Below are 13,406 nucleotides of genomic sequence, written 5' to 3'. Positions count from 1 at the left end.
GCGCGTCTTGCAGCGGACGCCGCGCGCTTGGATGCGCTTGTGGTAAATAACGGTGCAGAACTTGTCGGCGGCACCACCCTATTCCGCCTCTTCAAGGTCAATGACGCAAGGGCGGTCCAAGACAGGCTTGCCGAACACCATATCTGATCACGCATCTTTCCCTATGCCCCTGACTGGCTCCGTCTGGGGTTGCCCGCCCCGGACCGCTGGGCGCAGTTGGAGGCCGCATTTTGACGCTTGTGTTCGCCATGTTGCTGGATGCGCTGCTGGGCGAACCCAAGTGGCTGTGGTCTCGGTTCCCGCACCCGGCTGTCCTGATGGGCCGGTTGATCGGGTGGTGTGACCGAACGTTCAACAAAGGCGAACGCAAACGGCTGACGGGCGTCTTGACCCTCGTTGCATTGTGCATTGCTGCAGGCGTGTCGGGCTGGATCATACAGCTTGCACCGGGCTACCTTCTTGATGTGATCGTGCTGGCCGTCTTGCTGGCGCAGAAATCACTCGTAGAGCATGTCCAGACCGTCGGAGATGCCTTGCGCCTTTCGCTTGGCGACGGGCGCCGCAGCGTGGCCATGATCGTCGGGCGCGACACCAGGGAAATGGATGAACCGGCTGTTGCGCGCTCCGCCATTGAAAGTGCCGCGGAAAATCTGTCGGACGGGGTCATTGCTCCGGTCTTCTGGTTTGCCGTTGCGGGATTGCCGGGTTTGCTGATCTACAAGATCACCAACACAGCCGACAGCATGATCGGCTATCGCACGCCAAAACACGCAGAGTTCGGGTGGGCATCAGCGAAGTTTGATGATCTGCTCAATCTCATACCCGCCCGTCTGACCGCTCTTTTGATCTGGGCGGTCACGACCCGGCCACACCCAAAAGCTATCCTCAAGGATGCGCCGCTGCATCGTTCTCCGAATGCCGGATGGCCCGAAGCCGCAATGGCCCACGGGCTTGATATCGCACTGAGCGGGCCCCGCAGTTATGACGGCGAGATCAGGGACTATCCGTTTGTAAATGGTGACGGTGAACGAAGGCTGAACGCCGACCATATCGACCGCGCCGTGGTGGTGCTTTGGAAAACTTGGGCCTGCACGCTTGGACTGTCCTTTGCCGCCGCAGTTTTGACGCGCCTGCTCTGATCGGCAACGTCCCACACCACCACTTGAACCAAGCTTGCGTTGGGCAACGCCCCTGTTACGCTGCCGGCAAATGGCATTCCGGAGAATACCCATGCGCGCAGCAGCCCTCGCCCTTTCGATTTTCGCCAGCACAGCCACTGCGCAAACCTGTGGCGGGCCAGTCAACGCCTTCATAGCTGGGGTCAAAGCCGAGGCGCAGGCCCAAGGCATACCGGCCCAAACCATCGATGCATTCTTCCAAGGCGCACAGATCGAACAATCTGTGATCAACGCAGACCGCGCACAAGGTGTTTTCCAGCGTGATTTCATCAGTTTTTCCCGTGCCCTGATCAGCCAGAACCGGATTGATAACGGTCGCGTCTACGGGCAGCGGTTCGACAGCACCTTTGACACCATCGAAGCGCGCTTCGGCATCCCGCGCGGCGTGCTCTTGGCTTTCTGGGCGTTCGAGACCGATTACGGACAGGTGCAGGGCAGCTTCAACACCCGCAACGCCCTATTGACGCTCGCGCATGATTGCCGTCGGCCAGACCTGTTCCGCCCGCAACTGATTGCGGCGATCGAACTTTACAGACGTGGCGGAATGAACCCGGCCACGACGACAGGGGCGTGGGCAGGTGAAATCGGGCAACTGCAAAAACTCCCGCGCGAGATCGTGCGCCAAGGCATGGATGGCGATGGCGATGGCGTCGTTGACCTGAAGGGTTCTTCACCCGATGCGCTGATGACCGGCGCGAATGTGCTGTCATCGTTGGGATGGCGGGCAAATGAACCTTGGTTGCAAGAAATCGTGGTGCCGCCAAACCTCGACTGGTCACAGACAGGGCTCAACCACAAGGCAAGTGTGCGCGACTGGGCCGCACAGGGAGTACGCGCACGGCAGGGCAACCTGGGGCCGTCCAATCTGCAAGCCTCGGTTCTGTTACCGATGGGGCGCGATGGGCCGGCTTTCCTCGCCTACCCGAATTTCGAGGTCTACTTCGACTGGAACAAAAGCTTTGTCTACGTGACAACGGCCGCCTATTTCGCGACACGCCTTGGCGGCGCCGCCATCTATGACGCAGGCGGTCCCACGCCTGCGCTGAGCGGCGCGCAAATGCAGCAGTTACAGCAAAAACTCACCCAGCAGGGTTATGATGTGGGTGGGATTGATGGTATCCTTGGCGCTATGACCCGCGCCGCCGTACAGGCAGAGCAACAACGGCTCGGCCTGCCTGCAGACGCGTGGCCGACTCTGGAACTCCTCAACCGACTTTAACACCGACCCTGTTATTATTGGCCCAATAAATATCCCCGCCGGAGGCTCCGGTGCTAAGCCACCATCGCAGCGGCCCGCTTGAGATCAACTGACACCAGTTGCGAAACACCCTGCTCTCCCATCGTCACCCCGAATAGTCGGTCCATCCGGCTCATTGTTACCGCATGGTGGGTGATGATCAGGAAACGGGTATCCGTGCGACGGGTCATTTCATCCAGCAGATCACAGAAACGGGTGACGTTGGCATCGTCGAGCGGTGCATCGACCTCGTCAAGGACGCAGATGGGCGCGGGATTGGCGAGGAAGACCGCAAAAATCAGTGCCAGTGCCGTCAATGTCTGCTCGCCACCCGACAGCAGCGACATGGTGCTCAATTTCTTACCTGGCGGCTGGCACATGATCTCCAGCCCCGCCTCGAGAGGGTCTTCTGATTCCACCAGTACAAGCTTGGCCTCACCGCCACCGAAAAGATGTGTAAACAACAGGCCAAAGTTCTCGTTCACCTGTTCAAACGCGGTCAAAAGCCGCTCGCGGCCTTCTTTGTTCAGGCTTGAAATACCGGAACGTAGCGCTGCGATCGCAGCCTCAAGATCGGCTTTCTCCGACACAAGGCTATCGTGCTCGACCTGTACCTCTCTGGCGTCTTCCTCGGCCCGCAGATTGACGGCGCCCAAGGCATCCCGCTGGCGTTTAAGCGCATTGACCTGCCCCTCGACCACCTCTGAGGCGGGCATCTGAGCGACATTCGTTTGAAGCGTTTCAAGCAGTTTCTCGGGTGTCACCTCTTGCGCTTCCATAATCCGCTCGGCGGCATAGGCGACGGTTTCCTTGGCAGCATCAGACCGCGCCTCGGACCGCGCGCGCGCCTCGCGCGCTTCAGAGGCTTGGCGCTCTGCGTCGCGCTCCATGTGGCCGGCTTCGCGCAGGAGGTTATCCGCCGCGGCCAGCTTGTCAGCCGCGGCTTTTCGCCGTGTCTCGGCTTCGTCAATCGCATCGGCCAATTCAGCGCGTTTGGCGGCGATTTCCTCGGGTGCCGCGGTTGCCTCTGCCAAAGTAGCCTCAGACTCTGCCTTGCGTTCGGCCAACTCCGTCGTCCGCTTGTTGGCGGTTTCCAAACGGTGCCTCCAGCCACTGATCTCTTTGGTAATCTCTTGGCTGCGCTTCAACCGCATCTCGCCCTCGCGACGCACCTCGTCATGGGCAGAGCGGCGGGACATCATCGTGATACGCGCCGCTTCCACTGTCATCTTCACGTCTTCAACAGAGGCGCGCGCCGTATCCAGATCACCCAGATCTTCGGCGGCTTTTTCGGCGGTCATCAAAGCGCGGCGGGCATTGAGCGCTTCTTCTTCATGCCGCTTCAGCGCAAGCCCAAAGCTCTCCAACTTGCCTTGCGAAAGATTACGGTCTGCCTCGGCACGGCTTGCAGCACGGTTGGCATCAGCCACCGCACGATCAGCATCGCGTCGCGCTTGCCGGGCGGCGTGGTCGGCCTCTGTCTGCGATTTAAGCATTGCGGTGAGCGTCTCGTGGGCCTGTGCCGCACCCAAGGCAGTAGCCGAAATTTCTTCAAGATCACGCTTGAGTTCGGTCAGGCGGTTCAATTGCTGCAAGCGCAATGCGGCAGCTGACGGGGCATCCTCGGCACCGGAACGGAACCCGTCCCAGCGCCACAAATCACCCTCGACCGATACCAGCCGCTGGCCCGGTTTCAGATCCGCCTGCAGCCGCGCACCGTCAGCCGCATCTACCAGGCCAATCTGGCTCATGCGACGCGCCAGCACTTCCGGCACGGTGACGTAGTTGCCCAGCGCGGCAACACCATCGGGAAGCGTCTGCGCGGACCCGTAGCCCGGCAGCAGTGCCCATCCGGACTTTGCGCTTGGGTCAACCGCCGGCGCACGCAGGTCATCGGCCAAGGCAGCGCCCAGCGCTTTTTCATACCCGCCTTGAACTCGCAGCAGATCAAGCACCTGCCCGCCTTCGGCCGTGTCGCGCTCGACCAGCTTTGCCAGTGCCGCTACCTCCGCGCGCAAGGCATTTGCCTCTCCCTCCGCCTCGGACCGCAGGGCGCGCGCATCGCTTTCACGTGCTTGCGTATCAGCGCGGGCCGATTCCGCCTCAACCAAGGCCTTGTCAGCGGCTTCGGCAGCGGCAACCGCCGTTTTCTCCGCATCACCTGCCGCCACAAAATCAGCCTCTGCTTTCGACAAGGCCGCTTCCGCCTCGCTCATCGCCGCTTTGGCGCGCGCCGCTTCTTCTTCGCTCTTGGCAAGCGTCGTGCGGTTGTCATCAAGCAGACGCTGCGCTGACTGATGCCGCGCCGCAAGCCGCGCCACATCTTCGGTCAACTGCGCAAGGTCTCCCTCGCGCTGTTGCAGCACACCTGCGGCCTCGCGCGCGGCCACCTGCGCCGCTTCGAGACGCGCATCGTGCCCTTCGCCTGCTTTGCCAATCTCGCGCGCTTCCCATTCAAGCCGCGCAATCGTCTCGCCAGCGTCTTTGTTCAGGTCGCTTTCGCGTTCCATGTCATGGGTCAGCTGGTCGATGCGTCCGCGCAATGTCTCGATCATCTCCAGCGCGCGCTGTTCCTGATCCTTCAAGGTATCGCGCTGCACCTGCAAGCGCTGCAAGACAGCCGCCGCGATCGCCTCCTCTTCGCGCAGAGGCGGCAAGGCATCTTCTGCAACAGCACGTCCTTTTGCCGCGTCACGCGCCGCCTTTTCAGCCTGCGCAGCCGTCGTCGTGCGTTCCCGTAACTGATCGGCGGCAGCCAGCAAGGCGTCATCCGCCTCTTTCCAACGCCGGAAAAGCAACATACCTTCCGCTTTACGCAGCTTGTCGCCGATCTCGCGATACCTTGCCGCCTGTTTGGCCTGACGTGCCAACTGACCCAACTGGGCCGCCAGTTGTTCAATCACGTCATCCACACGGGTCAGGTTTGTCTCGGCACCTCTCAGTTTCAATTCCGCCTCGTGGCGACGCTGATAAAGCCCCGAAATGCCCGCAGCCTCTTCCAAAATACGGCGGCGCGCCTTCGGCTTGGCGTTGATCAGTTCGGAAATCTGGCCCTGCCGCACCAAAGCTGGCGAATGCGCCCCTGTTGATGCGTCCGCAAACAGCATCTGCACATCACGGGCGCGCACATCCTTGGCGCCAACTTTGTAAGCCGAGCCCGCATCCCGCGTGATCCGGCGTATGATCTCGAGGTTATCATTGTCGTTGAAGGCCGCAGGTGCCAGCCGTTCGCCATTGTCGATGACCAAGGAAACTTCCGCAAAATTGCGTGCAGGGCGTGTTGCGGCGCCTGCAAAGATCACGTCTTCCATGCCTCCGCCGCGCATCGCGGTGGGGCGGTTTTCGCCCATGACCCAACGCAGCGCCTCAAGCAAATTGGACTTGCCACAGCCATTGGGTCCCACAACACCTGTCAAACCATCAGCGATGATCAGATCGGTAGGGTCCACAAAGCTTTTAAAGCCGTTCAGTCGCAGTTTGCTAAAGCGCAACGTTTCTTGCCCTTATGATTCCTCGTTGCCGGAAAGCATCGCCTTGCGACACCGCACGAGTCAACGCCCCCGGCCCTGCATGTGCCATGTTCTGCCGTCTTATCCACAAGATATTGCGAATGTCGCCAGCAGAGAAGCTAATCAAGAACCGCGAAAGCGGTTCAGTACCGTCCGTGTGCCGATTCCGCCTTGAACGATCTGGCCGGACAAAACACAAAAAGGGTTTACGCATCGGGTGCAAACCGACATTGCGACAAGTGCGCTCTTGAAACTTCCTCAGCCTGACGCGACAACCGTGCCGCAACGCTTTCTCGATTGGACAAACCTGATGCCCGCAAAGATCCCCGCCACTGTCGTCACTGGCTTTCTCGGCGCCGGTAAGACCACCCTCATTCGCCACATGCTGCAAAACGCAAATGGCAAGAAAATCGCCCTGATCATCAATGAATTCGGCGATCTGGGCGTGGATGGCGATATTCTCAAGGGCTGCGGCGATGAAGTCTGCTCCGAAGACGACATCGTCGAGCTGTCCAATGGCTGCATCTGCTGCACCGTGGCTGACGATTTCATCCCCACGATGGAAGCCCTGCTCGCCCGTGAAAACAAACCTGATCACATCGTGATCGAAACATCCGGCCTTGCCCTGCCGCAACCCTTGGTGCGCGCCTTCAACTGGCCCGGTATTTCGACCAAAGTGACCGTCGATGGCGTGGTGACCGTTGTGGATGGCCGCGCCGTCCACGACGGCCAGTTTGCGCATAATGTGGCTGCCGTCGATGCCCAGCGCGCGCAGGACGAAAATCTCGACCACGAAACGCCGCTGTCCGAACTGTTCGAGGATCAGGTGGCCTGCGCGGATATGATCGTCGTGAACAAAACCGATCTGTTGAACGCGTCAGAGGCCGAACACCTCGTCAGCAAACTCAAATCAGAAGCCCGCAGCGGTGTGCAGGTTGTCAAAGCCTCCATGGGCGCGCTGCCCATTGATGTGCTGTTGGGCCAAGGGATCGGTGCCGAAGGTGATCTTGCCGCACGGAATGAAATACACCATCATCACCATCACGACGATGAAGATGATCACCATGATCACGCGCACGAACATGGCCATGACGAATTTGAAAGCTTCATCGTCACCCGCGGAGAGATTGCTGATGCAGACAGCTTTGCCGCACAGGTGGCCGATGTGATCCGCGCGAACAACATCCTGCGCCTCAAGGGCTTCGTCGCCATTGCAGGCAAGCCCATGCGCCTGACACTGCAAGCTGTCGGTCCCCGTGTGGACACCTATTTCGATCAGCCTTTCGGCGATGCACCCCGCGAAACACGTTTGGTCGTCATCGGTGAGGCAGGCCTTGACCGCGCGGCAATCACGGCTGCCTTGCAAGCATGACACCCCTCACGCGAAAGCGCCGCTGATGCACTTGCTCGCCGCCACCCCCGGAGCAATCTCGGACGGGACAGAGCCCGTCGATCTGGGCCAGACACCCGCCGATGTCGTGATCATATCTGCTGCCGATACCGAACTGGCTGCACTATCTGACGCCCGCGCCGAAATGACAGACCCGCCGACATTGCGTCTGGCCAATATGATGCACCTGACACACCCGATGTCAGTGGATCTGCATCTGGACGACTGTGCAACCAAATCCCGTCTGGTGATCGCGCGTATTCTGGGTGGCGCAGGCTATTGGAAATATGGCCTCATCCAATACGCCGCCCGCCTGCGCGAGGCTGGCATCCCTTTTGCAGCCCTACCCGGCGACGACAAGCCCGACCCGGAGCTGCGCGAACTCTCGACAATCGGCAGCGAGGAGTACGATACGCTCTGGTCCTACTTCGTCGAAGGCGGCCCCGAAAACAGCACCAACCTGCTGGCCTATGCCAAGGCAATGCTTGATGGCGGCGACAAACCGACCGCCCCAAGGCCCCTGCTGCGCGCGGGTGTCTACTGGCCCGGCGCTGGCATTGCCGATCTGGCTGCCGCCCGAACAGGCTGGACCGATGGCGCACCCGTCGTGCCGATCATCTTTTACCGCGCGCTGGTGCAGGGGGGCGGTCTGAACCCCATAAACCGGCTTGCCCGCAGCCTGTCGCGTGCCGGTTTGAACCCGCTTCCCGTTTTCGTGGCCAGCCTCAAAGACCCCGTCAGCACCGCGACGCTTGACCAACTCTTCGCTGAAGCGCCCCCAGACGTCATCCTCAACTGCACGGCCTTTGCCGTCGGCAGTCCGCATGACGGCGACGACAGCCCGCAAAACCCGCTTCTCAGCAACGCTGCTCCGATTTTCCAAGTGATCCTATCAGGGGCAGCCGAAGCGTCGTGGGCCGAGGGCCTCCATGGCCTGACTGCCCGCGACATCGCCATGAACGTGGCCCTGCCCGAGGTAGACGGGCGCATCCTGTCGCGCGCCGTCAGCTTCAAAGGCGAAGCCTTTTTCGACGACGCCACAGAATGCCCCATCGCCACCTATCAGGCGCGCGGTGACCGGATTGATTTTGTCACGCAATTGACGAAGAAATGGGCCAACCTGCGGCGCGACGGAGCGTCGACCAAAAAGACGGCACTGATCCTCGCCAACTACCCAAACAAGGACGGACGGCTCGCAAACGGTGTCGGGCTCGACACGCCTGCGGCTACAGTGCACGTGCTGAACCTGCTCAAGGCAGAAGGCTACGACGTCACGCCACCCTCGGAGAGTGCCGACCTGATTGCGCAAATCATGGCAGGCCCTACCAACTGGCTCACGGATCGGGCCGACAAAGAGGGCGGTGAATTCCTGCCACTCACCACGTACAACGAATACTTTGCGAACCTGCCCTGGGAGATCAAGGAACAGATCACCGCCCGATGGGGGGCGGCGGACCAAGACCCCTTCTTACGTTCCCAAATACCTCCGCCGGAGGCTCCGGCGGAGGCACCGCAAACAGGTTTCGCTCTCAGCATCCACCGCTTCGGCAACGCAGTCGTCGGGCTGCAACCCGCGCGCGGCTATAACATCGACCCGACCGATACCTATCACTCGCCCGATCTGGTGCCGCCACACAACTATCTGGCGTTCTATTTCTGGCTGCGTCACCACTGGGGCGCAGATGCCATCGTGCACATGGGGAAACATGGCAACCTCGAGTGGCTTCCGGGCAAGGCCGTGGCCCTCTCTGAGACCTGCTGGCCCGAAGCCGTCTTCGGACCGACCCCGCACATCTATCCTTTCATCGTCAACGACCCCGGCGAAGGTACCCAAGCCAAACGGCGCGCCTCTGCTGTGATCATCGACCACCTGACCCCGCCCCTTACACGCGCCGAAAGCTACGGTCCCCTGCGTGACCTCGAAGCACTCGTGGACGAATACTACGAAGCCGCAGGGGTCGACCCGCGCCGGATCGCCCATCTGCGCCGTGAAATCCTTTCGCTCTCGGATGTCACAGGCCTCGCCGAAGACGCAGGGTTCACTGGCGATCAGGACGGTGACCTTGGCAAACTGGATGCCTATCTTTGCGAACTCAAAGAGGCGCAAATCCGCGACGGCCTGCACATCTTCGGACAATCGCCCACTGGTCAACAGGAACGCGACCTTGCGATTGCGCTGGCCCGAGTGCCGCGCGGTGACGGCCAGGGCCACAATGCGTCCCTGCTGCGGGCGCTGGCTGCTGATCTGGGCCTCACGATCGACCCGCTTGACTGCGATATGGCAGGCCTGCCACCACAAAAACCCGACACATTGGCCGATGGCACCACTTGGCGCACCAACGGCGACACCATCGAAAAGCTCGAGTCGCTGTCCCAATCCATGGTAGCTGGCGAAAAGGGCCCGCCAGGGCCGATGAGCGCAGCCGTGCTTGCCGAGATCAGCACAGCGATCCTGCCAACGATCCAAGCTTGCGGTACAGCGGAAGGTGCGGCTCTGCTGACTGCCCTTTCGGGCCAATTCGTGCCCCCCGGCCCCTCTGGTGCACCAACACGCGGGCGACTGGACGTACTGCCGACGGGGCGTAATTTCTACTCTGTTGACAGTCGCGCCGTTCCCACGCCCACAGCCTGGGCCTTGGGGTGGAAGTCCGCCAACCTGCTGATCGAAAAGCACTTGCAAGACCATGGTGACTGGCCAAGGACCATGCTGGTCACCGCTTGGGGTACCGCCAATATGCGCACCGGCGGCGACGATATCGCCCAGACGCTCGCTCTCATGGGGGTCAAGCCAACATGGGACAGCGCCAACCGGCGCGTCACAGGGTTTGACGTGCTGCCTCAGTCCGTGTTGGGCCGCCCAAGAGTGGATGTGACCTTGCGGATCTCCGGCTTCTTCCGCGATGCATTCCCGCAGTTAATCGCACTGGTCGACAGCGCGGCACGCGCAGTACAAGAGATGGATGAACCTGCCGATCTTAATCCCGCAGCCGCACGTGCCAAAGCCGGCGAAGACCAGACCCGCGTGTTCGGGTCAAAACCCGGAGCTTATGGGGCAGGGCTGCAAGCCCTGATCGACGAACGGGTTTGGGCGGAGAAATCCGATTTTGCCGAAGCCTACCTTGAATGGGGCAGCTATGCCTACGGCAAGGGCGCAGAGGGCCGTAAAGACCGGCAAGCCTTTGAAGCACGGCTTTCCCAGACCGAAGCAATCGTCCAGAACCAGGACAATCGCGAACACGATATCCTCGACAGCGATGATTACTATCAGTTCGAAGGCGGGGCTGCGGCGGCCATCAGCACATTGCAGGGCCAAGACAGACCCATCTATCACAACGACCACTCACGGCCCGAACGACCGGTCATTCGCACTCTCGACGACGAGATCGGGCGCGTCGTGCGGTCCCGTGTGGTGAACCCCAAATGGATCGACGGTGTGAAACGGCACGGCTATAAAGGCGCTTTCGAGATTGCGGCGACGGTCGATTACCTCTTTGCCTTCGCCGCCACGACCGGGGCCGTGCGCAACCACCACTTCGATCTGGTGGAAGAAGCTTTCATCAAAGACGACGACACACGCGACTTTATCGCGGACGCCAACGCACCAGCCCTCAAGGAAATCGCCGAGCGACTGCAAGAGGCGATCGACCGTGACCTCTGGCAACCAAAATCAAATTCTGCCCGTACGCGCATCGCGGGTTTGCTGACATAGGTGGATCAGGATTCACCTTACCCTTTGCCCATGCCCTGCGGACCCGCTACGTTGCCCGCCAAAAAGGAGCTTCCAATGACCGAAGATACCATACCCCCCGCAGGTGACGACCGCCACGCGATGAAGATGGCCAAGAAAAAGGCCGCTCGCGACAAGATCATGGCGACCAAGACTGACAAGAAAGGTTTAGTGATCGTGCATACCGGCAAGGGCAAAGGCAAATCCTCCGCCGCTTTCGGAATGATCTTCCGGTGCATCGCCCACGATATGAAATGTGCCGTCGTGCAATTCATCAAAGGCGGGATGTCCACCGGCGAACGCGATCTGATCCTTGCCAAATTCAGCGACACCTGCGCGTTTCATACCATGGGCGAAGGCTTTACATGGGAAACGCAGGACAAATCCCGCGATACCGAAATGGCGCAGGCCGCTTGGGCCAAGGCCCGCGAACTGATCCTTGATGAGACCAACCACATGGTCCTACTCGACGAAATCAACATCGCAATCCGCTATGATTATGTCAGCGCGGCCGAGGTCGTGGCCTTCCTACGCGACCATAAACCGCCAATGACCCATGTGGTGCTGACCGGGCGAAACGCCCATGAGGACCTGATCGAACTGGCTGATCTCGTGACGGAAATGGAGCTTGTCAAACACCCGTTCCGGTCAGGGATCAAGGCGCAGATCGGGGTTGAATACTAGACTCCTGCCACCTTCCTAGCGCAGCAGCCTGAAAAGATCACAAGTAAGCCTTTTAACGCTAAAGTGTATTGAACGGTTCAGTTCAAGGTGTATGTCAGTTTTATGACAGTGGGCCTTACACTCAACATTGCAGGTATCGTCGCACGCGGCGTGCAACGTGCTGTCTTTTTGCACCCACACGATAAATCGAAACTAATCAAGGTGTTACGCGCGGTTGAGGATCTTCCAAGGCGGCAAAGTTTTGGCGGCGTGATGGACCGCTTGTTTCCCAACACACGATTGCGGCAAATCCGCAAGGAATATGCCGAATACATGCGTGTGATGCTGGCGCATCAGGAACCGGACTTCGCATCACCGATAGCGCATATGTACGGCTTTGTTCAGACCAATCTTGGCCTTGGCTGCCTGACGGAAAATGTCATGGAACCGGACGGCCGTCTTGGTCCGACGCTGGGGGCGAAAGCCAAGGCAAAAACATTGACCGAACAGGATGTCGATCTTTTGAACGACACGATCTCCCGCATTTACCAAAACGGCATCCGCGCCAGCGATATGAACCCCAGTAACTTTGTTTTCGGTCATCGTGATGTCGGCGGGGTGCTGGGGCCGCGCGAGTGTGTGCTTGTGGACGGCTTTGGCGATATTCACGCGATACCCGTCAGGTCGATGGCACAATGGTCCAACCGCATCGGACTGGATGACAGTTGTCATCGTCTGGCCCGAAACACCGGCCTGCACTGGGACAAAGCGCACCGTAGGTTCTCGCTCTTGCCAGCCTAGTCTGATATTGCCTTGCTTGAATTTGACAGCAAGGGGAACCAGATGCCCAAACACCGCGTCCTGACAGAATTCGGCATGGGCACCAGCCTGCGCCGCCAAGACTATACCCAAGCAGCCCGTCGCGGGTTGCAAGATGCGCTTTGGCATAATTCCATCAATATGGCCGAGCTTTTCGGGTTTCCCAAAGAGGCCATGCTGATTGATGTGCAAATCGGCGTGCAGGAGCCCGATCAGGTCGACACGGCAGCCCTGCTGGATATCTTCCCGTACGGGCAGCCCACCATCACCGTGCATCACGGCGGCCTCGATATCCCCCGCCCCGACGGCAAGCCGACCGTGATTGCGAATGTCGCGATCAATGTCTCGTTTCAGATGGAGCGCACGTGATGGAACAGCGTGTGATCATCGAAATGGGCATGGGCAACGACCTGCATGGCATGGACTATCAAAAGGCCGCGCGACGCGCGATCGAAGATGCGATCCGCCACTCCACGCTGCCGATCTTCCAAAGCATCGACATGCCGCATACTCAGATGCGGGTTCAGGTGACAGTCGGCGTGCAGGAACCCGACCACATCGACATAGAAGCGCTGAGGTCGGGCCTGCCCCGTGGCCGCGTCGCAGTCACTGTTGTCAAAGGCGGTCTGAACATCCCGAACCCGGAAACCGGCGATACTGCCGTTGTTGCAACCGCTGCGGTGGAGGCGTTTCTGCCATCACAGATAGGCAAATGGGTACAGAGCTAAATGGAATTGACACAAGCCCATCGCGATGCCTTGCAGGATATCCTGTTGTGGCGTCGCGACGTGCGGCATTTCCTGCCCGACCCTGTCCCGCAAGACGTATTGAACCGCTTGCGCAAAGCGATGGATTTCGCACCTTCCGTCGGCAATGCGCGCCC

Annotated in this window: 10 protein-coding genes and 1 pseudogene; 10 read left to right on the top strand and 1 reads right to left on the bottom strand. The window is 60.1% G+C overall.

Features of this window, described 5'->3' with window-relative positions:
• From R6T97_RS11000 to R6T97_RS10990, 3 genes and pseudogenes are all read left to right on the top strand, one after another.
• Positions 1-234 (top strand): annotated as a pseudogene (locus R6T97_RS11000) (threonine-phosphate decarboxylase); the annotation flags it as partial.
• Positions 231-1,139 carry an adenosylcobinamide-phosphate synthase CbiB gene (gene cbiB / locus R6T97_RS10995; protein WP_410349335.1) on the top strand — a complete coding sequence of 303 codons (909 nt, stop codon included), beginning with the start codon at positions 231-233 and terminating at the stop codon, positions 1,137-1,139. The pseudogene R6T97_RS11000 and the gene cbiB, both read left to right, overlap by 4 nt.
• A 91-nt stretch (positions 1,140-1,230) precedes the next feature.
• The gene (locus tag R6T97_RS10990; RefSeq protein ID WP_410349334.1) at positions 1,231-2,397 is read left to right on the top strand and encodes a lytic murein transglycosylase; all 1,167 of its coding nucleotides are present in this window, start codon (positions 1,231-1,233) and stop codon (positions 2,395-2,397) included.
• 53 nt (positions 2,398-2,450) lie between these two features.
• Here the strand turns inward: R6T97_RS10990 and smc are convergent, their stop codons facing one another.
• Complete coding sequence (gene smc / locus R6T97_RS10985; RefSeq protein WP_410349333.1) at positions 2,451-5,906, bottom strand: chromosome segregation protein SMC; 3,456 nt, start codon at positions 5,904-5,906, stop codon at positions 2,451-2,453.
• Between the two features lie 328 nt (positions 5,907-6,234).
• On the opposite strand from smc, the gene cobW reads away from it, so the two are divergent.
• The 7 genes from cobW to R6T97_RS10950 form a co-directional block, all read left to right on the top strand.
• Positions 6,235-7,296 (top strand): cobalamin biosynthesis protein CobW, encoded by a 1,062-nt coding sequence (gene cobW / locus R6T97_RS10980; RefSeq protein WP_410349332.1) that lies wholly within the window; start codon positions 6,235-6,237, stop codon positions 7,294-7,296.
• A gap of 25 nt (positions 7,297-7,321) precedes the next feature.
• Positions 7,322-11,023 carry a cobaltochelatase subunit CobN gene (cobN, locus tag R6T97_RS10975; protein WP_410349331.1) on the top strand — a complete coding sequence of 1,234 codons (3,702 nt, stop codon included), beginning with the start codon at positions 7,322-7,324 and terminating at the stop codon, positions 11,021-11,023.
• 75 nt (positions 11,024-11,098) lie between these two features.
• On the top strand, positions 11,099-11,725 hold the full coding sequence (cobO, locus tag R6T97_RS10970) for a cob(I)yrinic acid a,c-diamide adenosyltransferase (protein ID WP_410349330.1): 627 nt from the start codon (positions 11,099-11,101) through the stop codon (positions 11,723-11,725).
• A gap of 102 nt (positions 11,726-11,827) precedes the next feature.
• Complete coding sequence (locus R6T97_RS10965; protein ID WP_410349329.1) at positions 11,828-12,505, top strand: YrbL family protein; 678 nt, start codon at positions 11,828-11,830, stop codon at positions 12,503-12,505.
• Between the two features lie 42 nt (positions 12,506-12,547).
• On the top strand, positions 12,548-12,892 hold the full coding sequence (locus tag R6T97_RS10960) for a Lin0512 family protein (RefSeq protein ID WP_410349328.1): 345 nt from the start codon (positions 12,548-12,550) through the stop codon (positions 12,890-12,892).
• The gene (locus R6T97_RS10955; RefSeq protein WP_410349327.1) at positions 12,889-13,251 is read left to right on the top strand and encodes a Lin0512 family protein; all 363 of its coding nucleotides are present in this window, start codon (positions 12,889-12,891) and stop codon (positions 13,249-13,251) included. Before R6T97_RS10960 ends, R6T97_RS10955 begins: the two co-directional genes overlap by 4 nt.
• Positions 13,252-13,406 (top strand): nitroreductase family protein (locus R6T97_RS10950; protein ID WP_410349336.1); only part of this gene is annotated, 155 nt, incomplete at its 3' end. It lies immediately after the preceding gene.

Origin of the sequence: Yoonia sp. (assembly GCF_046498525.1) — a bacterium.
Taxonomy (GTDB): Bacteria; Pseudomonadota; Alphaproteobacteria; order Rhodobacterales; family Rhodobacteraceae; genus Yoonia.
This window is presented reverse-complemented; position numbering and strand designations above follow the sequence as displayed.

Bases quoted from the DNA above. Each gene is read 5' to 3' on its own strand.
- R6T97_RS10990 (WP_410349334.1), top strand. From the start codon at position 1,231: ATGCGCGCAGCAGCCCTCGCCCTTTCGATTTTCGCCAGCACAGCCACT.
- cobW (WP_410349332.1), top strand. From the start codon at position 6,235: ATGCCCGCAAAGATCCCCGCCACTGTCGTCACTGGCTTTCTCGGCGCC.
- cobN (WP_410349331.1), top strand. From the start codon at position 7,322: ATGCACTTGCTCGCCGCCACCCCCGGAGCAATCTCGGACGGGACAGAG.
- cobO (WP_410349330.1), top strand. From the start codon at position 11,099: ATGACCGAAGATACCATACCCCCCGCAGGTGACGACCGCCACGCGATG.
- R6T97_RS10965 (WP_410349329.1), top strand. From the start codon at position 11,828: ATGACAGTGGGCCTTACACTCAACATTGCAGGTATCGTCGCACGCGGC.
- R6T97_RS10960 (WP_410349328.1), top strand. From the start codon at position 12,548: ATGCCCAAACACCGCGTCCTGACAGAATTCGGCATGGGCACCAGCCTG.